The following is a 17,704-nucleotide window of genomic DNA, read 5'->3' as shown; positions in this document are numbered from 1 at the left end:
CGAGTTGTCAATGTCCGGCGCTCATGCCGCCGTCCACGTGGAGGATCTCGCCGGTGACGAAGGGAGCCGTCTCCAGGAAGAGCACGGCGTCGACGATGTCGCTCACTTCGCCCATCCGGCCCACGGGGTGCAGGGCGGCGAGGAACTCGTGGGCCTCCTCCGGGTGCATGGGGGTCTTGACGGTGCCGGGCGAGACGGCGTTGACGCGCAGGCCGCGGGTGGCGTACTCGATGGCGAGGGACTTGGTGGCGGACTGCAGGCCGCCCTTGGTCAGCGAGGCCAGGACGGAGGGGACGCGGGAGTCCGCGGCGTCCACCAGGCTGGTGGTGACGTTGACGATGTGGCCGCCGCCCTGGGCGAGCAGGTGCGGTACGGCCTGCTGGGTGAGGTGGAAGAAGCCGGCGACGTTGATGCCGGTCACGGCGGCGTAGTCCTCGGCCGTGTACTCCGTGAACGGCTTGGCGACGAAGACGCCCGCATTGTTGACCACCGTGTCGATACGGCCGAACCGCTCGACGGCGGCCGCGACGATCCGCTCCGCGGTCGCCGGGTCCGCGATGTCGCCCTGGACGGTGAGGACGTCGGCGTCGTCGGCGGGGGCGATGGTCCGCGAGGTGGCGACGACCGCGTAGCCGAGCTTGCGGTAGCCCTCGACGAGGGCGGCGCCGATGCCCTGCGAAGCGCCGGTGATGATCGCGACCTTCTGGTGGTGCGTGCTCATGGTGACCTTCTTCCGAGAGATTGACCGGCAACTAGCCGACCGGTCGACTATCTGGAAGGTATGTCCGGGCGCTCGGCGACGGAAGGATCGGCTTGCTCCTGGGTGGGAGGCGCAGGCTTTCAGAGCTGGTCAGCCGGGAGCCGGTGAGGATCGTCGGTGGGCAGCCAGGCGTCCCGCGCGTGGATGCCGAGGTCGCCGACGCCCTCGCACAGCGCGTCCACGGCGGCGAGGACGCCCGCGCGGTCCTCGGCCTCCCGCCGGACCAGGGACCAGGTCCAGTACACCTTCGGGGCGACGACCTCTCGGCGGACCAGGTCGGGCGGGAGCGCAGTGGTCTGCCCCTTGGGCGAGTTGAGGACCGGGCGGCGACAGCGGCGCACGTGGTCGAAGAAGGCCGGTCCGGTGATCGCCCCGTCCGAGATGCGTACGACACGCGCGCCGGTGATCTGCGCGAGCTCCTCGGCGTACACGTTCCAGGACGCCCAGGAGGTGATGTCGTCGTCGATGAGGACGTCGGTGTCCTGGGCCGCCACATCCGGTACGTCATGGGAGTCGCCGCCCTTGGCGACGGCGTACAGCCGGTCGGCGCCGATCAGCCGCGCCCGCAGCCCGAGCCGTTCGAGGTCCTCTCCGCGCAGCCAGCACACCGCGAGGTCCAGGCTGCCGTCGGCCACCCGGGCGGCCTGCGTGTGCGAGGGCGCCACCCACGCGTCGACGTGCACCCGGGCCACCGCTGCCGTGCGTGAAGTCAGGTCCGGAGGAAGCCAGTTGACGTAACCGAGCCGTACCGACTGCGAGCCCGACAGCCTCCCGGCCCGGTGCTTGAGGTCGTCGGCCCGTTCCAGCAGGGCACGGGTGTGCGGGAGCAGATCCGCTCCGGCGGGGGTGAGGGAGACCGAGCGGCGGTCCCGGTCGAACAGCCGGACGCCCAGATCCCGTTCGAGGGCCTTGATCTGCTGGGAGAGCGACGGCCCCGCGATGAGCAGCCGCTCGGCGGCCCGGCCGAAGTTCAGTTCCTCGGCGACCGCGACGAAGTAGCGCAGCTGGCGCAGTTCCACGCGCGCCATGCTACGCGCGCTGGGAGGCTGCGCCTATCAGCAGCGAGGAAGCCGGTCCTGGCATCGGTGCTGGTCACGGGCGCACGATGGGCCCACCAACGACGATCGGAGCACATCATGCGCGAGTTCCTGGTCGAGATCACCACCACGATCCCCGAGGGCACCGGCCAGGACGAGGTCGACCGGCGGCGGGCCGCCGAGGCCGTCCGTGCGCGGGAGCTGGCCGCCACCGGCAATCTGGCCCGACTGTGGCGTCCCGTGGGCGAGTTGCGCAGCATCGGCGTGTGGCGGGCCGCCGACGAGGCGGAGCTGCACGAGAAGGTGCTCGGCACACTGCCGCTGCGTCCATGGATGACCCTCGCCGTCACCCCGCTGGAGTCCCACCCCAACGACCCGGGCCGGGTCGACGGCACCCGATGAGCACCCCCTCCTCCCCCTGGACCCATGTCGCCCGGGCCGCGGCGGCGCTCGCGGCGGGCATGGGGGTCGGCCGTTTCGTCTACACGCCGATCCTGCCCCTGATGCACACCCAGGCGGGCCTGTCCGCCGGCACCGGAGCCGACCTGGCCACCGCCAACTACGTGGGCTATCTCGTCGGGGCGCTCGCGGGCATCCTGCTGCCCTCGCTCGTGCGATCACGTGCCGTCCTGCGCGGCTCCCTGCTCGCGCTGACCGCGACACTCGCCGCGATGCCCGTCACCCACAGCACCGCGATGTGGGCCGTGCTGCGGCTGCTGGCCGGGGTGGCGAGCGCCCTGGTGTTCGTCGTCGCCGCCAGTTCTCTGCTGCACCATCTGCGCGGGCACCCGGCGCACCTGCCCGGCTGGGCCATCGGCGGTGTCGGCGCCGGCATCGCGCTGTCCGGTCTGCTGCTCCTGGCGCTGCGGTCCGTCGCGGACTGGCGGGTCGCCTGGTGGGCCTCGGCCGCGCTCACGGCGCTGCTCACCGTCGGCGCGTGGAGCCTGCGCCCGGAGACGGCCGCGGCCGCGAGCAGCGGGAAACCGGACAGTACGGCGCCTCGGACCCACCGCTGGTTCGGCGCGCTGCTCGTGAGCTACTCCCTGGAGGGCATCGGCTACATCGTCGCCGGAACCTTTCTGGTCGCCGCGATCGGCCAGGGCTCCCCCGGCTGGGTCGGCAACGGCTCCTGGGTGCTGGTGGGGCTGGCCGCCGCCGCGTCCCCGACGCTGTGGGCGCGGCTGGGACGCCGCTGGTCCCGGCCCGCGCTGCTGCTCGCCGCGCTGGTGGTGCAGGCGGTCGGCATCGCCCTGCCCGCCCTGATCGGCTCAGCGGCTGCCGCACTCGTCTCGGCGGTGCTGTTCGGCGGCACCTTCCTGGGCATCAGCATGCTCGCCCTGGCCACCGGAGCCCACCTGCGCTTCCCCCGCTCGGTCGCGCTGCTGACCGCCGGCTACTCCGTCGGCCAGATCCTGGGCCCGCTCACCGTCGCCCCACTGCTGCACCACGGCTACCAGCGGGCGCTGCTGACGGCCGCCCTCGTGGTGCTCGCCGCCGCCGCGGCCGCCGCCGTGCTGCGGATCGGCTTCCCGCACCACATGGTCGTAGTACGACACACAGCCCCGCCGCGGCAGCGAGAATCGTCCGAGGAGGCCCGGCCCGCAGAGGCCGGCCCCGACGCTCTCGCCCCGCACTCGGCCAACTGACCTGGAGCCGCCGATGAACACCGCACGGGACCTCGCGATCGTCGCCCTGGACGCGGCACCGAGCCACCAGGTCCAGCAGGGCGAACTCTCGCTCGCACTCGCGGGAGCCGAGGTGCTCGACCTCATCGAGGCCCTGGCGCTCGCCCTGGACGGTGACCGCATCCTCCCCAGCGCCCCGTCACCCACGGGCGACCGTCTGCTGGACGAGGCCGCCTCCTCCCTCGTACGACAGGAGCCGTACGAGTCGGTCGAGGAGTGGCTGTGGCGCCGGGGCCGTGGGCTGTCCTCGGCCTACGTCGACGACCTGGAGCGGGTGGGGCTGACCGCCCGGCCGCGCGGGCGCCGGATTCCGCTGCGGACCGGACGGCCGGAGCTGGTCGACTCGCCGGCCCGGCGGCAGGCCGAGGAGCGCTGGGCGTCGGGCGAGCCGGTCCTCGCCGCCCTGGCTGCGGCCGCCGGGATCCACGAGGAGCGAGCCGGCGACCAGGACGAACTCTCCGGTGAGGCGGTCACGACCGTGCTGGCCGCCGTCGGCGATGCGGTGATGGAACTGGAGGCGGTGCGGCAGCGGAAGGCCATCGAGGACGCTGCGTTCGACAATGTCTGGCGCGGCTACTAGGCGCTCCGGGGGCCGCTCTCGGCCGTCGGTCGTCTGCGGCGCCGTTGTGGCTGGTCGCGCAGTTCCCGCGCGCCCAAAAAGCCGCTGCCGACCCGCGGCGGACTTCAGCAGGCCCTCTTGGCGACTAGTGGGAACCCGTGGCGCCGAGCAGTGCCCGGCAGTTGTCCCACAGGGGGCTCAGGCGCCCGGTGCTGTTGTACAGCTTGGCGAACATCATCTGGCCCTCCAGTTGAGCGACCACCGCCTGGGCCGCCTCGCGGGTGTCCGTCGCAGTGATCTCGCCGCGGTCGCGGGCCTCTGCGACGACCGCCTCGACCATGTCGACCTGCGCGTCGAAGATCTCCTGCAGGCGGCCGCGGACGGCCTCGGCCTGGTTGCTCAGTTCCAGCGTGAGGTTGCCGAACAGACAGCCCGACACGGTGCCGCAGCCCTGCTGGGCGGCGAGCCGTCCGGCCTCCGTCTCCTCGAAGAGCCGTCGCAGCCGCTGCAGCGGTTCCCCGTCACCGCCCAACGCCCGCGCCCAGTCGCGCTGTTGGGCCGCCCAGTGCTCGTCGACGACGGCGAGTGCGAGGGCCTCCTTCGACTCGAAGAAGTAGTAGAAGCTGCCCTTCGGCACTCCGGCCGCCTTGCAGATCTCGGCCACGCCCAGCGCCGTGTAGCCGCGTCCCTCGATGAGCGGGCGTGCGGCATCGAGGATCTTCTGCCTGACGTCACTGGTGCGTCCCACGGCGCAAGGGTACGTAAGTACTGGACCGGTCGGCTAGTGGCTGTCTTGGGCCGCCGTCACAGCAGCGGGAGCCCGTCCGCCTCCCGTCGCTCCAGCCGGGCGACCAGGTCGGCCGCCGTCGACTTGATGGTCTCCAGGCCGGGCCTGCCCCAGGGCCGTGGCTCCACGTCGACGACGCACACGGTGCCGAGAACCATCCCCGTACTGTCGATCAGCGGCGCGCCCAGATAGGAGCGGATGCCGAACTCGTCCACCACCGGATTGCCCGCGAACCGCGGGTAGTCGCAGACGTCCTCCAGGACCAGCGCCTTGCGCCGGACCACCACATGGGGGCAGAAGCCGTGGTCGCGGGCCAGTTCGCGGCCCAGCACCGGGGTGGTGCCGTCGGCCTTCACCACGGGCCGGGCGACGTCCGAGAGATGCAGGCCGGCGAAGAACTGCCGGTTCTCGTCGATGAAGTTGACCATGGCGTACGGCGTCCCGGTGAGCTCGGCGAGGTGGTCCGCGTAGGCGTCGAGGGCGGGGTCCGGGTGTTCTGCGAGGCCCAGTTGGCCGAGGCGCCGGGCCCGGGCGGGGGCCTCCTTGTCCTCGGGGGTGAGCAGCAGACGACCGGCCGGGCGCGACGGGTCGTACCTCATGAGCGGGCTCCGTCACTGTGGACGCAGGGCATATACGGGCTCCGTGGCGGTGTGCGGGGATCACATGTGGGCGCCGTGGCTCGGCGCATGAGCCGGGGCGTGGGCGATGAGGTGACGTACGAGGGTCAGCAGGGTCTGCACTCCTGAGCTGGAGATCCTGGCGTCGCAGCGCACGACGGGGATCGCCGGATCGAGGTCGATGGCGGCGCGGACCTCCTCGGGGTCGTAGCGGTACGAGCCGTCGAACTCGTTGATCGCGACGATGAAGCCGAGACCGCGCTGCTCGAAGAAGTCGACCGCCGCGAAGCACTCCTCCAGGCGGCGGGTGTCGGCGAGGATGACCGCCCCGAGCGCGCCCTCGGAGAGCTCGTCCCACATGAACCAGAACCGCTCCTGCCCGGGCGTGCCGAACAGATACAGCACATGTTCCCGGTCGAGGGTGATGCGGCCGAAGTCCATCGCCACCGTCGTCTCGACCTTGTTCTCGATCCCTTCGAGGGAGTCGGTCGCGGCGCTGACCGTGGTGAGCAGTTCCTCCGTACTGAGCGGCGCGATCTCGCTGACCGCGCCCACGAAGGTCGTCTTGCCTACTCCGAACCCGCCCGCCACCAGGATCTTCAGTGCGGTGGGGAAGGGGTCAGAGCTGTCGTCGTAGTCCATCGAGCACTGCCTCCAGAAGGGCCCGGTCAGTCGGGTTGTGGTGGAACTCGGGTGGCTTGGTGGTGAGCGCCCCGCAGTCGACGAGGTCCGACAGCAGCACCTTGGTGACCACGGCCGGCAGCTTCAGTTGGGCGGCGACCTCGGCGACCGAGACGGGCGCGCGGCACAGGTCGAGCGCCTGCGCGTGTTCGGGACCGAGGTAGCCGAGGGGGGTGGCCCCGGTGGCCATCACGTGCGACAGGAGGTCGAGCGCGATGGTGGGCCGGGTGCGGCCGTTGCTGACCGTGAAGGGGCGCACCAGCCGACCGGCCGCGTCGTCGAGCCAGGGCCCGTCGCCGACCGCCGCCACCCTCAAGGCCTCATCGCCGTGGGTTCGACGGCGTGCTGCCGGGGCGCGGTGACCAGGTAGGGGCGGACGCTCTTGACCAGCATGGCCATCTCGTAGCCGAGCACCGCCGCGTCGGCCTCGCGGCCTGCCAGTACGGCGAGACAGGTGCCGGAGCCGGCGGTGGTCACGAACAGCAGGGTCGAGTCGAGTTCGACGACGACCTGGCGGACGTCGCCGCCGTCGCCGAAGCGGACCCCGGCACTGCGGCCGAGGGAGTACAGGCCGGAGGCCAGGGCGGCCATGTGGTCGGCGCTGTCCGGGTCGAGGCCGTGGACTGACTTCACAAGCCCGTCGCAGGACAGAAGTACCGCACTGGTCGTGTGGGGTACGCGCTGCACGAGGCCGCTCATCAGCCAGTCGAGATCGGATACATGGCCGGTGGGCGCATCGCTCGCCATGGTGGATCGACTCCTTGGGGTACGAAGGTCTGCGGGAGCGGTGGGGGCGGTAACGGGGGTGGGAACAGGGGTGGTCATCCGGCTGGTGCGCTCCCGTCGTGCCGGCTGGGATGGTCGGTGCCGCGCGCGGACGCGGGGCGCGCCTCGGCTATGTGGGCCGGGTCCATGTGCGATACGTCGATGGAGGGCGGCGGGGTGGTGGCGGTGACGTCCGTGTGGAGCACGTCCAAGGGCGAGCTCGGGAGGATGGGCGCGGCGTCTGTGTGAGCCGGGTCGGTGAGGGGACGCGACTCGATGCGCGCCGTCTGTCCCACGGGCTCGACGGCCATGTAGGCGGACTCGGTGTGCGTGGACTCCGTGTGCCTGGACTCCGTGTGCGCCGACTCCATATGAGGCGCCCCCATATGAGGCGACTCCATGTGCCGCGAAGCCATGTGGTCCGGCTCCGGATGCGCCGACGACGCCGTGTGTACGGCCCCTGTGTACTCCGATGTGTACTCAGGGTGCTCCGCGTATTCGGTGGACTCCGACTCGAGGTTCTGCTGGGCCTCCGCCAGACCGATGCCGCGCTGGAATGCGGCCATCAGGCCCGGGTCGTGGCCGGCGAGGTACTCGGACTCCTGGCGGGGTGCCGGGCCGTCCCTCAGCTGGGGTGCGATGTGCTCCTGGGCACGGCGGCGCGGCAGTTGGGGCTTGCCCATGGTGCCGCGGACCGTGCCGGTACGGGGCGTCGGCGGTGTGCCCGCGTTCTCCTCGACGAGCCGCCGGTCGTCCGGACGGATTCCGGGCAGGGCCTCCGCGGGGTTGGCCCGCTCCTCCTGGGCCCCGCGCACCGGGAGCGGCGCCGCTCCGCTGCCGGCCGCCGTGCTGCCGCCCAGCGGAGTGCCGTTCGGCACGGCGGCCGTGGACCGCGGGGACGGCGGGGGCGTGACCCGAGGCCCGACGGTCTCGGATCGGGGGCCGGGCGGAGCCTGTGGCTGGGACCGCGGCGGTACGGACGGCTCGGGCATCCCCATCACGCCCGTGACACTGTGCGGCTGCCCTGCGCCCCCGGGAACGCCCGCCGTCGGGCCCAGCAGCCCCTGCGGTACGACGAGCACGGCCTGCACCCCGCCGTAGATGTTGGTCTGCAGCCGGACGTTGATGCCGTGCCGTCGCGCGAGCTGCGAGACGACGAACAGTCCGATGCGGCCGTCTGCCAGCAGGCTCGCCACATTGACCTGGTCGGGGTCCGCGAGCAGGGCGTTCATCTTCTTCTGCTCGCCGACCGGCATGCCGAGGCCGCGGTCCTCCACCTCGACGGCGAGTCCCGAGGTGACGAGGTTGGCGCGCAGCAGGACCTGGGTGTGCGGGGCGGAGAACACCGTGGCGTTCTCGACGAGTTCGGCCAGCAGGTGGATGACGTCGGCGACGGCGTGGCCGCGCAGGGTGCCGTCGATCGGCGGCACCAGCTTCACCCGGGAGTACTGCTCGACCTCGGCGATGGCGGAGCGCAGCACCTCGGTCATGGAGACGGGGTTGCTCCACTGCCGTCGGGAGACGGCGCCGCCGAGGACGGCGAGGTTCTCGGCGTGCCGACGGATCCGGGTGGCGAGGTGGTCGACGTGGAAGAGGCCCTTGAGCAGGTCGGGGTCCTCGATCTCGTTCTCCAGCTCGTCGAGGATGGAGATCTCCCGGTGCACCAGCGACTGCAGGCGCCGGGCGAGGTTGACGAAGACCTCGAGCTTCTGTTCGCTGCCCGCCTGGCTGGAGAGCTGGGCGGCTTGCACGACGGCGGTGACGGCGCCGTCGTGTGCGCGGGTCAGGTCGGCGGCGAGCAGCTCGAAGTCGTCGGCATCGTCCGGCGGAGAGCTGCGCGGCTTGCGCGGGGGCGGGGTGTCGCCGCGGCGCAGCGACTCGACGAGAGCGCGCAGGTCGGCCTCACCGCGGCCGCTGATGCGGCGCAGGGCGCCGAGGCGGTCGCTCACCGACTTGGCGGTGCGGTCGGCGGCGACGGAGGCGATCAGGATCCCTGCGAACGCCACCGCGGCGGCGCCGGCGAGCACGCCCCACAGCGTGAGGCTGGGCCGTGCTCCGGTGCTGCGGACGGTGAACAGGACGGCCGCGCTCGCGCTCAGGGCGACCGCGATCGGCGGCAGCACGGCGAGCCGCAGCAACTGGGGCCGTATGTGGGTCTCGGGCAGCGAGGGCACGGGACGGGCAACCGGCCGTCCGTGCCGCCCGCCCTCGCGGCGGTCTGCGCGTGCGGCCGGTGCGCGAAGGTGAGACATCGGTGTCCTCGTCGTACTGATCCGTCGGTGCCTGGGGCGCGTGCTGCGCGGTTCGGGCATGCGTCGCCCGATGGACACTCACAGTAGTCGCCAACGCATCATGTGCGGTGGGCAGTTGACAAAGTCCCACGCATGGCGTCCCGCTCTGGTATGAGGGCTCGTACGACAGACCGATAAACCCAGCGAGCACGCGGTCCCGCTGAACGAGGGATCGATCAGAGCTGGTCAGAAGCGGTCACCAGGAAAGGGCGAGGGCCGGGGAGCGACTGCTCCCCGGCCCTCAGCGCATGCTCTTTTCTGTCCGGCCGACAACCCGCCGGGACCGTTTGGGGACGCTCACGCGTCTTCGGAAGTCATCCCCCGAACGTCACGCAACGTATAGATCTAGCCCTTCGGCTGGGTGAAGCGGATGCTGTTGCCGAAGGGGTCGCGCAGGCCGCAGTCGATCCCGTACGGCCGCTCGGTGGGCTCCTCGGTGAACTCGACGCCCTTGGCCTTGAGGGTCTCGTACGTCTTACGGCAGTCCTCGGTCCGGAAGATGAGGAAGCCGCCCGTCGCACCCTTGGTCAGCAGCTCGCGGACCTGTTCCGCGGTCTCCTCGGACAGCCGCGGCGGGCCCGGCCGCTCCAGGAGGACCTCGCGGTCGGGCTGGCCGGGGACGTTGATGGTGAGCCAGCGCATGAAACCGAGGTCGGCGTCGGTGTTGACCTCCAGGCCGAGCTTGCCGACGTAGAAGTCGAGGGCCTCGTCCTGGTCGAGAACGTAGATCTGCGAGTGCGTGATTGCTGTGAACATGAGCATCACGCTACGAGCCCGGCCCCGCGAAAACTTATCCAAAACTGCTCTGTCCGCCGAAGAACGAGCAGAAGGACGAAACGATCGGACGGACGAGGTAGCTGTCAGGCGCTCGGCCGCATCCACGCCATCGTGAAACAGGTGGGGACGTCCAGGGCGACGGCCTGTTTGCGGTACTCCCTGGGAGAGCGGCCGACGACGTCGCGGAAGGTACGGCTGAAGGTGCCCGGGCTGCCGAAGCCGACCTCGAAGCAGATGTCCGTGATGCTCCGGTCGGTCTCCCGGAGCAGGAACATGGCGCGCTCGACGCGGCGGCGCTGCAGATAGCGGTGCGGTGTCTCGCCGAAGGTGGCGCGGAAGGTGCGGGCGAAGTGTGCCGGGGAGACGTGGGCGATCCGGGCCAGGGCGGGCACGTCCAGCGGCTGGGCGTAGGCGCGGTCCATCGCGTCCCGGGCCCGCAGCATGCGGCGGTTCGTTTCTTCTGCGGCGCGGCTCACGGCGCCATCACACCATGCTTCGGCGACGGTGTTGACGTCGCACGGGCTGAGACGCCGCCACCGCATACGGCGCTGCTGTCAGCGCAGGGCGGCCAGCTCCCCGTCCGGCAGGTGGATCCAGCCCTCCTGTCCGGCTGCCGCGCGCTCCTGCGCAGTCTCCGGCCACCGGGTGTCCCCGACCAGAACGGCCCTCGCGACCAGGGCGCAGAGGAGGGCGTCGAGATGGTCGTGGCTGTCGGTGCACGTGGAGCGCACGGGCTCGGGCAGAGCCACTCCCAGACCCTCCCCGACCGCGAGAACGATGTGCTCGCGGACCTCGCGTGCTTCGGACGTGGCGCTCTTGTAGCTGCGGACCGGGCGGATGCCCCACCGTCGCAGCGCGGCGGCCGGGTACACCTCGGCGACCCGGCCCGACCCGTCCCGGGGCACGGGGGTGCCGGTGGCCGCGAGCGCGTCCAGGAGGCGGGCCGCACGCAGCGCCACGACGCCCAGCAGGTCGGTGGACACCGACAGCGGAGGGCGCATCGCGGTCGCCTTCCAGGTGAGGTCGTCGGTCAGCCGGAACCGCAGCGGGTCCAGGCCGGGACGGCCGTCCGTGCGCTCCTCGAACCGGGCCGACGGCGGCAGCCGTAGACCCTGGTGGTGGGCGAGGACCGTGTCCACGAAGCTCGACGGCCAGCCGAGCGGGCAGTCGAGTCCGGTCTTGTCGGCGGACCGGACCAGCGCCAGCAGGTCCTCGTCCCCTCCCGGCACGACGAATTCGGCCGTCAGGGCGCCGTCGGCCGCCCACACGACACGGCACACGGCGGTACGCCGTGCACTCGCCGCCAGGTCGACCCCGACCGTCACCGTCCGCTGATGGCCCACCGGGATCCCCTCCTGGGCGTGTCCGGTCGGGGTACGCGCCTCCCCCGCCGAGGTCAGCCCGCCGAGACCGTCTCGGGCTCCCCGGTGCCGTCCGGGGACTTGCCGTCGGCCTCGGCCTGGGCCTCGGCGCCGGAGTCGGCGGTCGTCTTGATCGCCGCCTTCGTCAGCACGTCCGCCGTCGGCCAGCCACCGGCCGGGGCCTGGGCGACGGCGCGCCACCACGGCTCGGAGGGAACGGTCTCGGCGGTGGGTTCGAAGGGCTCTCCGGGGCGGGGCAGGGCGATGCGGGAGCCTGTGGCGCGGGCGGCCGCGACCGTGCCCTCGCCGGGCTCCGCCCAGGGGTGTGTGGCCAGGTTGAAGGTGGCCCAGTGGATCGGCATCATCACGCCGTGCGGCTCACCGCCCTGCAGGTCGAGGTGGGCGCGCATGCCTTCTTCGGGGGTCATGTGGATGTCGGGCCAGAAGTCGGAGTACGCGCCGATCTGGATCATCGTGGCGTCGAAGGGCCCGTGCTCGGCACCGATGTCCTTGAAGCCCTCGAAGTAGCCGGTGTCGCCGCTGTGGAAGATCCGGTGCTCGTCCCCGGCGACGGACCAGGACGCCCACAGGGTGTGCTGGGTGTTGCGCAGGCCGCGGCCGCAGAAGTGGCGGGCGGGCGTGGCGGTCAGGGTGAGGCCGCCGACCTTGGTCGCCTCGTGCCAGTCCAGCTCGCGCAGCCGGTGGGCGGAGACGCCCCAGTGTTCGAGGTGGGCGCCGACGCCGAGGGGGACGGCGAACAGCGTGTCCGTGTCGGCCAGTGCCTTGATGGTGGGCAGGTCCAGGTGGTCGTAGTGGTCGTGCGAGATGACGACGACGTCGACCGGGCCGAGCGCGGCGATCGGCAGGGGTGCCGGGTGCAGCCGCTTGGGGCCGACGAAGGAGAAGGGGGAGCAGCGCTCGCCCCACACGGGGTCGAAGAGCACCCGCTGTCCGTCGATCTCGGCGAGCACACTGGAGTGCCCCATCCAGGTCAGCCGCAGTCCGGTGGCCGGCGGCTTCGCGATGTCGGCGAGCGTCGTGGGGTGCACCGGGATCGTGCCCTTGGGAGCGCGCTGGGGGCGCTCGTCCTTGTCGAAGAAGACCTTCGCGAAGTCCAGCGTGGAGCCGGAGGGCCGGGTCCGTGCGGTGCCTCCGGGATTCTGGAAGACCCCGTCCTTGAAGTGCGGTGATCTGCGGATGCGCGCGAGGCGCTCACCGCTCGGGTCCGCGCCGAAGCCCGCGGGCTGCAGCGCGCGGAGCCCGGAGCTCAGGGAACGGAAACCGGACACGGTACCTCCAGATGGAGTCGACGAGGCATTCCATTATGGTCGGCTCCTCCGACAACACCTGGGTCGTCCGGGTCGCCGCGGGCTCATTCCAAGGAAAGCCCAAGGATTGCCCACCGCTCGGTGAACGGCGGACCGTCGGCCTCCATTCCCGTCGCCCTGCCGGCGCCAGGGCGATCATTCGGCCGTTGACAGCGTGTGCCCCCGGTTCCGATACTGACTCACGATTCAGTAACCGGGGTCTTCGACACCCTGCCGGCCCCTGATCATCATCCGCGAGGAGATCGCATGACCGCCCCCCTGATGTCGGTCACCTGGACCGACCACCTCACCGGCCGCCAGGGCTTCCTGGTCGTCGACCGGTTGGTGCGCGGCGTGTCCAGCGGCGGACTGCGCATGCGGGCGGGCTGCACCCTGGACGAGGTGGCCGGGCTCGCGCGCGGGATGACCATGAAGGAGGCGCTGCACTACAACCCCGAGGGCCGGTACGTCCCTCTGGGCGGCGCCAAGGGGGGTATCGACTGCGACCCTCGGGACCCCGGGGCGTACGCGCTCCTGGTGCGCTATCTGCGCGCCATGAAGCCGTACGTCGAAAGCTTCTGGACCACCGGGGAGGACCTCGGACTCAGCCAGGACCTGGTGGACCGGGCGGCGGCCGAGGCGGGGCTGGTGTCGTCGATCCAGGCCGTGTATCCCCTGCTCGACGACGAGGCGGAGGCACGGCGGCGGCTCGCGGACGCTTTCGCGATCGAGGTGGACGGCATCGGTCTTGACGAGCTGGTCGGCGGGTGCGGGGTCGCCGAGTCGGCGCTCGCGGCTCTCGACCGGGCCGGGGTGGCGTACGCCGGAACCCGGGTGGCCGTGCAGGGTCTGGGCACGATGGGTGGGGCGACGGCGCGTTTCCTCGCGCGCGCCGGGCTCACCGTCGTCGCCGTCGCCGACATCAAGGGCACGATCACCAACCCGGCCGGCCTCGACGTCGAGGCGCTGCTCGCCGCGCGTGACGCGTACGGCACCGTGGACCGTGCGGCCCTGCGCCCCGACGACCGTGAACTGCCCGGCGACGCCTGGCTGTCTGCGGAGGCGGAGGTGCTCGTACCCGCGGCGGTCTCGTACGCGATCGACGCCGCCGACCAGGAGCGGATCACCGCCCGCTGGATCGTCGAGGCGGCCAACATGCCGGTACTGCCCGAGGCGGAGGAGCTGCTGGCCGCGCGCGGGGTGACCGTGCTGCCGGACGTGGTCGTCAACTCCGGGACCAACGCCTGGTGGTGGTGGACCCTGTTCGGCGACATCGGCGCGGACGCCCAGGAGGCGTTCGCCCACACCCGCCGCTCGATGCGCACCCTGACCGAGCAGATGCTGGCCCGCGCGGAAGCCGACGGGACGACCCCGCGGGCGGCCGCCCACGCCATCGTCGCGGACCGGCTGCCGGTGATCGCGGAACGCTTCGGCTGGTACCGGTGACGACGGTCCGGGCACGCGTGCCCGACATCCCGGCACCCCCGGGAAAGGACAAGCAGGTGTACGGCCGACACCGCGCACCCCCTCGAACCCGCCAAACGCCGACCTCACCCGCGCCAAGGAGGCGCTCGCCCACACCCGCCGCTCGATACGCACCCCGACCGAACAGATACCGACCCGCACGGAAGCCGACGGGACGACCCCGCGGGCGGCCACCCACGCCATCGTCGCGGACCGGCTGCCGGTGATCGCGGAACGCTTCGGCTGGTACCGGTGACGACGGTCCGGGCACGCGTGCCCGACATCCCGGCACCCCCGGGAAAGAGCAAGCAGGTGTACGGCCGACACCGCGCACCCCCTCGAACCCGCCAAACGCCGACCTCACCCGCGCCAAGGAGGCGCTCGCCCACACCCGCCGCTCGATACGCACCCCGACCGAACAGATACCGACCCGCACGGAAGCCGACGGGACGACCCCGCGGGCGGCCACCGCACCGGTGACGACGATCCGAGCAGAGCAGGGGCACGGCCGACAACGGGCACCCTCTCGAACCCGCCAAGTGTCGGCCTCGCCCGGCGTCACCAGTGGCGACGCAATAGGGTGACCGCGTGGCGAGAGTGCGGTTGAGTGTGGCTGAGCGGCGCGCGGAGTTGCTGCGGGCCGCCATCGGGCAGATCGAGGCGCGGGGTGTGGCGGCGGTCAGGATCGCCGACGTGGCCTCGGCGCTCGGTGTGAGCAACGCGCTGGTGCTGTACCACTTCTCCACCAAGGAAAAGCTGGTCGCCGCCGCGTTCACCTTCGCGGCCGAGGACGACCTCGCGCATCTGCGCAAGCTTCTCGGCCGCCGTACGACGGCGCTGCGGCGACTGCGGTCGGCGGTGCGCTGGTATGCGCCGACGGGCCAGGCCAAGGGCTGGCGGCTGTGGATCGAGGGCTGGGCGGCGGCACTGCGCGAGCCCGCGCTGCAGGAGGTCACACGCGACCTGGACAAGCAGTGGAAGGCGGCGATCGCCGAGGTCGTCGCGGAGGGCGTGGCCGCGGGCGAGTTCCACTGCCCGGACCCGCACGGCGCGGCCCTGCGGCTGACCGCCCTGCTGGACGGGCTCGCCGTGCAGCTGACCTCGTACGCCGGTGCGGTGTCGCGGGCACGGGCGCAGGAGTGGGTGGACGAGGCGCTGGCCCGGGAACTGGGGCTGGAGCGGGCGGCGTTGACGGCTTCGGAGCACTGAGCCCCCGCACTCGGCGGGGGCTCGTGCCACCGGGCCCGTTTCACCTTCACCACCGGCCGCAGCGAGGGCCGCTCCCAAGCCATCACGAGCGCCCCGCCCAGCACGGTTTCAGCCGACCCTCGAACGCCCGTCAGGCCACCGAAGCGATCCGCATCTTGATGTCGTCCGGCGACAGCGCGCCCTTCGCCGTGACGTGGTCCCCTGACGACTCGCCGCGCAGTCGGCGGCCGATCCACGGCACCAGGTACTCGCGCGCCCAGTGCACGTCGTCCCGTCGCACGTCGAGGGTGCCGCGCGGCGGGAGCGGCGGCCAGGGCTGGTCGGGGTCGGCCGGCACCTCGAGACCGAGGACCTGCCCGGCGCGCAGCGCCACACGCGTGTGCCCCTCGGGTGAGAGGTGGAGGCGGTCGCCGTCCCACGCCCTGCGGTCCTGGACGGTCTTCAGGGACCACAGGTCGAGCACGGGACAGCCGTACCGGTCGGCGATGGCCCGGACATGCCCGTTGTAGGTGGCGATCTTGCCGCGCAGGTGCTTGAGCACGGGCACGCCTCGGGTGTCGAAGCCGGTGGTCACCATGACCGTGCCGGCGACTTCGGTGAGCCGGGCCACCGCCCGCTCGAAGCGCTCGGCGACCTCGTCGGGGTCGGTGCCGGGACGGATGATGTCGTTGCCGCCCGCGCAGAAGGAGACCAGGTCCGGCGCCAGTTCGACGGCCTGCGGTACCTGGTCCTCCACGATCTGGTCGAGCAGTTTGCCGCGCACGGCGAGGTTCGCGTACCTGAAGTCGCCCTCGGGCCGCCGGTCGGCGAGAAGCACCGCGAACCGGTCGGCCCAGCCGACGAACGCCCCGTCGGGGCCGGGGTCGCCGACGCCCTCGGTGAAGCTGTCCCCCACCGCAACGTACGACCCGATCACTGATCTGCTGTCACTCTTCGAATCGTCTGCCACATCGACCATGATTCACCTTCGAATGTGACCTACGCGACCGTAGGAAAGGGTTGACGCGCGGTGAGATAAGCCACTTCTAAAGTGTTCGCCAAGCCCGGAATAACCCTCCGACCAGGGATGTTGAGGCGTCAGCGATCGTACGGGGCGAGCCGCCGACCCTGAAGTCGGCGATCCGGAAATGGCTCCAGGTGGTCCGGAACGCGAAGTGCCCCCTTGTATACGGCCGCTGGCCGAAGCCCCGCCGCGCCGGGTGGCGAAGAGGTCGTCCGGGGAGCGGGCGTCACGAACGCAACACAGCACACGTGCGCGCGGCCGGACACACCGAAGGCCGGACCCGGGGATCGGGGTCCGGCCTTCGGCGGTGTGTCAGGCAGGTGGTTGCGAGGGGAGGTCAGCCGACGCCGACGCCCTTCGAGCGGAGGTAGGCGACCGGGTCCACGTCGGAACCGTAGTCGGGCGTGGTGCGGATCTCGAAGTGCAGGTGCGGGCCGGTCACGTTGCCGGTCGCGCCGGAGAGGCCGAGCTGCTGGCCCTCGGCCACGGTCTGGCCGACCGAGACGGAGATCTGGGACATGTGGCCGTACTGGGCGTAGTAGCCGTCGGCGAGCCTGACGACGACCTGGTTGCCGTAGGCGCCGCCCCAGCCCGCGGAGACGACGGTGCCCGCGCCCACGGACTTGATGGAGGTGCCGGTCGGGACGACGAAGTCGACGCCCGTGTGGTACCCGCTGGACCACATGCTGCCGGCCACGTGGTAGCCGGTGCCGATGGTGCCGCCGATCACCGGGAGGGTGAAGCCGGTGGGGGCGGACTCGGAGGCCTTGGTGGCGGTCGCCTTGGCCGCCGACGAGGACGTCTTCGAGGCGGACGAGGACGACGGCTCGGTGGTGTCCGTCGCGGCCTTCCGACCGATCGTCAGCTTCAGGCCCGGGTGGATCAGCGACGGGTCGTCACCGACGGCCCGGCGGTTGTCAGAGTAGAGCCTGTGCCAGCCGCCGGCGACATGCTGTTCCTCGGCGATCTTCGAGAGGTAGTCACCGGTCCGCACCGAATAGGTCCGCACGCCCGCATGGCCGGCGGCACTCTTCTGGGTCGCCTTCTTCTCTACGACCGGAAGGGACTGGACGGCCTTTTTCGAAACCGTCTGGGAAGCGGACTGAGTGGTGGCGGCATGGGCGCCGGTGGCCCCCATGAGCGGGAGAGCGAGTGCGGCGCCACCGGTTCCGGCGACGGCGATGGAGCGGGTGAAGCGCTGGGGCTTCGGGCGGCGGTGCTTACCCTTCGCGGGCATGACGAATTCCTCTCCGGCGCCTGCGAGGTGAGCTGTCGGGTTCGGGCTGGAGATGCCCGGCCGCGCCTGCGACGCGGCTTTACCCCTAGCCGTTCCGGAGACCGGAACAGGCGGTTGTACCTGTGGGTCCCCCGCTCCTGCCGTTCACGGGTGAGTTGTGCGGG

19 protein-coding genes, 1 pseudogene and 1 riboswitch are annotated in these 17,704 nt (G+C 71.7%); of the genes and pseudogenes, 6 read left to right on the top strand and 14 right to left on the bottom strand.

Annotated elements, in window-relative coordinates:
- Nucleotides 1-7: 7 nt before the first annotated feature.
- A complete protein-coding gene (locus ABD355_RS12920) occupies nt 8-721 on the bottom strand; it encodes an SDR family NAD(P)-dependent oxidoreductase (protein WP_344400358.1) in 714 nt (237 codons plus the stop codon).
- A gap of 119 nt (nt 722-840) precedes the next feature.
- Nucleotides 841-1,788 (bottom strand): LysR family transcriptional regulator, encoded by a 948-nt coding sequence (locus ABD355_RS12915; protein WP_344400357.1) that lies wholly within the window; start codon nt 1,786-1,788, stop codon nt 841-843.
- Between the two features lie 108 nt (nt 1,789-1,896).
- On the opposite strand from ABD355_RS12915, the gene ABD355_RS12910 reads away from it, so the two are divergent.
- Genes ABD355_RS12910 through ABD355_RS12900 form a run of 3 tightly spaced genes read left to right on the top strand, consistent with a single transcriptional unit; the run spans nt 1,897 to nt 4,062 of the window.
- Nucleotides 1,897-2,199, top strand: a complete 303-nt coding sequence (locus tag ABD355_RS12910) for a muconolactone Delta-isomerase family protein (protein ID WP_344400356.1) — start codon at nt 1,897-1,899, stop codon at nt 2,197-2,199.
- Nucleotides 2,196-3,443: a YbfB/YjiJ family MFS transporter gene (locus ABD355_RS12905; protein WP_344400355.1), complete on the top strand. Its 1,248-nt coding sequence runs from the start codon at nt 2,196-2,198 to the stop codon at nt 3,441-3,443. Before ABD355_RS12910 ends, ABD355_RS12905 begins: the two co-directional genes overlap by 4 nt.
- A gap of 13 nt (nt 3,444-3,456) precedes the next feature.
- Entirely contained in the window at nt 3,457-4,062 is a 606-nt protein-coding gene (locus ABD355_RS12900) for a GOLPH3/VPS74 family protein (protein ID WP_344400353.1), read from the top strand.
- A gap of 124 nt (nt 4,063-4,186) precedes the next feature.
- On the opposite strand, the gene ABD355_RS12895 is transcribed toward ABD355_RS12900, so the two are convergent.
- The 10 genes from ABD355_RS12895 to ABD355_RS12850 form a co-directional block, all read right to left on the bottom strand.
- The gene (locus ABD355_RS12895) at nt 4,187-4,789 is read right to left on the bottom strand and encodes a TetR/AcrR family transcriptional regulator (protein ID WP_344400352.1); all 603 of its coding nucleotides are present in this window, start codon (nt 4,787-4,789) and stop codon (nt 4,187-4,189) included.
- Nucleotides 4,790-4,845: 56 nt separating this feature from the next.
- Nucleotides 4,846-5,427, bottom strand: a complete 582-nt coding sequence (locus tag ABD355_RS12890) for a GAF domain-containing protein (RefSeq protein ID WP_266963216.1) — start codon at nt 5,425-5,427, stop codon at nt 4,846-4,848.
- A gap of 60 nt (nt 5,428-5,487) precedes the next feature.
- A complete protein-coding gene (locus ABD355_RS12885; RefSeq protein ID WP_344400351.1) occupies nt 5,488-6,087 on the bottom strand; it encodes a GTP-binding protein in 600 nt (199 codons plus the stop codon).
- Entirely contained in the window at nt 6,065-6,436 is a 372-nt protein-coding gene (locus ABD355_RS12880; protein WP_030936141.1) for a DUF742 domain-containing protein, read from the bottom strand. The genes ABD355_RS12885 and ABD355_RS12880 overlap by 23 nt, the downstream gene beginning before the upstream one ends.
- 2 nt (nt 6,437-6,438) lie before the next feature.
- Nucleotides 6,439-6,873, bottom strand: a complete 435-nt coding sequence (locus ABD355_RS12875; protein ID WP_030936144.1) for a roadblock/LC7 domain-containing protein — start codon at nt 6,871-6,873, stop codon at nt 6,439-6,441.
- Nucleotides 6,874-6,947: 74 nt separating this feature from the next.
- Nucleotides 6,948-9,143: a sensor histidine kinase gene (locus ABD355_RS12870; RefSeq protein ID WP_344400350.1), complete on the bottom strand. Its 2,196-nt coding sequence runs from the start codon at nt 9,141-9,143 to the stop codon at nt 6,948-6,950.
- A 384-nt stretch (nt 9,144-9,527) separates the two neighbouring features.
- Nucleotides 9,528-9,938 carry a VOC family protein gene (locus tag ABD355_RS12865; protein ID WP_115913750.1) on the bottom strand — a complete coding sequence of 137 codons (411 nt, stop codon included), beginning with the start codon at nt 9,936-9,938 and terminating at the stop codon, nt 9,528-9,530.
- Nucleotides 9,939-10,042: 104 nt separating this feature from the next.
- Nucleotides 10,043-10,435, bottom strand: coding sequence for a helix-turn-helix domain-containing protein (locus ABD355_RS12860; RefSeq protein WP_266529597.1), 393 nt, complete (start codon nt 10,433-10,435; stop codon nt 10,043-10,045).
- A gap of 78 nt (nt 10,436-10,513) precedes the next feature.
- Nucleotides 10,514-11,302 (bottom strand): DUF429 domain-containing protein, encoded by a 789-nt coding sequence (locus ABD355_RS12855; protein ID WP_344400347.1) that lies wholly within the window; start codon nt 11,300-11,302, stop codon nt 10,514-10,516.
- 53 nt (nt 11,303-11,355) lie between these two features.
- The gene (locus ABD355_RS12850) at nt 11,356-12,609 is read right to left on the bottom strand and encodes an MBL fold metallo-hydrolase (protein WP_344400346.1); all 1,254 of its coding nucleotides are present in this window, start codon (nt 12,607-12,609) and stop codon (nt 11,356-11,358) included.
- Between the two features lie 285 nt (nt 12,610-12,894).
- Between ABD355_RS12850 and ABD355_RS12845 the strand changes: the two genes are divergently transcribed.
- From ABD355_RS12845 to ABD355_RS12835, 3 genes and pseudogenes are all read left to right on the top strand, one after another.
- Complete coding sequence (locus ABD355_RS12845; RefSeq protein ID WP_344400345.1) at nt 12,895-14,073, top strand: glutamate dehydrogenase; 1,179 nt, start codon at nt 12,895-12,897, stop codon at nt 14,071-14,073.
- Nucleotides 14,074-14,185: 112 nt separating this feature from the next.
- Nucleotides 14,186-14,347: pseudogene (locus tag ABD355_RS12840) on the top strand (glutamate dehydrogenase); the annotation flags it as partial.
- Nucleotides 14,348-14,679: 332 nt separating this feature from the next.
- Nucleotides 14,680-15,300 (top strand): TetR/AcrR family transcriptional regulator, encoded by a 621-nt coding sequence (locus tag ABD355_RS12835; RefSeq protein ID WP_344400344.1) that lies wholly within the window; start codon nt 14,680-14,682, stop codon nt 15,298-15,300.
- A 130-nt stretch (nt 15,301-15,430) separates the two neighbouring features.
- On the opposite strand, the gene ABD355_RS12830 is transcribed toward ABD355_RS12835, so the two are convergent.
- Both ABD355_RS12830 and ABD355_RS12825 read right to left on the bottom strand, forming a co-directional pair.
- A complete protein-coding gene (locus ABD355_RS12830) occupies nt 15,431-16,216 on the bottom strand; it encodes an SGNH/GDSL hydrolase family protein (protein ID WP_344401200.1) in 786 nt (261 codons plus the stop codon).
- A 424-nt stretch (nt 16,217-16,640) separates the two neighbouring features.
- Nucleotides 16,641-17,540 (bottom strand): M23 family metallopeptidase, encoded by a 900-nt coding sequence (locus ABD355_RS12825; RefSeq protein WP_344400343.1) that lies wholly within the window; start codon nt 17,538-17,540, stop codon nt 16,641-16,643.
- Between the two features lie 4 nt (nt 17,541-17,544).
- Nucleotides 17,545-17,703: riboswitch (cyclic di-AMP (ydaO/yuaA leader) on the bottom strand.
- Nucleotide 17,704 lies beyond the last annotated feature (1 nt).

The organism is Streptomyces longisporus (assembly GCF_039532765.1).
Taxonomy (GTDB): domain Bacteria; phylum Actinomycetota; class Actinomycetes; order Streptomycetales; family Streptomycetaceae; genus Streptomyces; species Streptomyces longisporus.
Note: the sequence above shows the minus strand (reverse complement) of the source record. Positions and strands in the feature narration are given on the sequence as shown.

Coding starts and splice junctions, on each gene's coding strand:
- ABD355_RS12910 (WP_344400356.1), top strand. CDS start 1,897: ATGCGCGAGTTCCTGGTCGAGATCACCACCACGATCCCCGAGGGCACC.
- ABD355_RS12845 (WP_344400345.1), top strand. CDS start 12,895: ATGACCGCCCCCCTGATGTCGGTCACCTGGACCGACCACCTCACCGGC.
- ABD355_RS12915 (WP_344400357.1), bottom strand. CDS start 1,788: ATGGCGCGCGTGGAACTGCGCCAGCTGCGCTACTTCGTCGCGGTCGCC.
- ABD355_RS12905 (WP_344400355.1), top strand. CDS start 2,196: ATGAGCACCCCCTCCTCCCCCTGGACCCATGTCGCCCGGGCCGCGGCG.
- ABD355_RS12900 (WP_344400353.1), top strand. CDS start 3,457: ATGAACACCGCACGGGACCTCGCGATCGTCGCCCTGGACGCGGCACCG.
- ABD355_RS12875 (WP_030936144.1), bottom strand. CDS start 6,873: ATGGCGAGCGATGCGCCCACCGGCCATGTATCCGATCTCGACTGGCTG.
- ABD355_RS12865 (WP_115913750.1), bottom strand. CDS start 9,938: ATGTTCACAGCAATCACGCACTCGCAGATCTACGTTCTCGACCAGGAC.
- ABD355_RS12885 (WP_344400351.1), bottom strand. CDS start 6,087: ATGGACTACGACGACAGCTCTGACCCCTTCCCCACCGCACTGAAGATC.
- ABD355_RS12890 (WP_266963216.1), bottom strand. CDS start 5,427: ATGAGGTACGACCCGTCGCGCCCGGCCGGTCGTCTGCTGCTCACCCCC.
- ABD355_RS12825 (WP_344400343.1), bottom strand. CDS start 17,540: ATGCCCGCGAAGGGTAAGCACCGCCGCCCGAAGCCCCAGCGCTTCACC.
- ABD355_RS12920 (WP_344400358.1), bottom strand. CDS start 721: ATGAGCACGCACCACCAGAAGGTCGCGATCATCACCGGCGCTTCGCAG.
- ABD355_RS12870 (WP_344400350.1), bottom strand. CDS start 9,143: ATGTCTCACCTTCGCGCACCGGCCGCACGCGCAGACCGCCGCGAGGGC.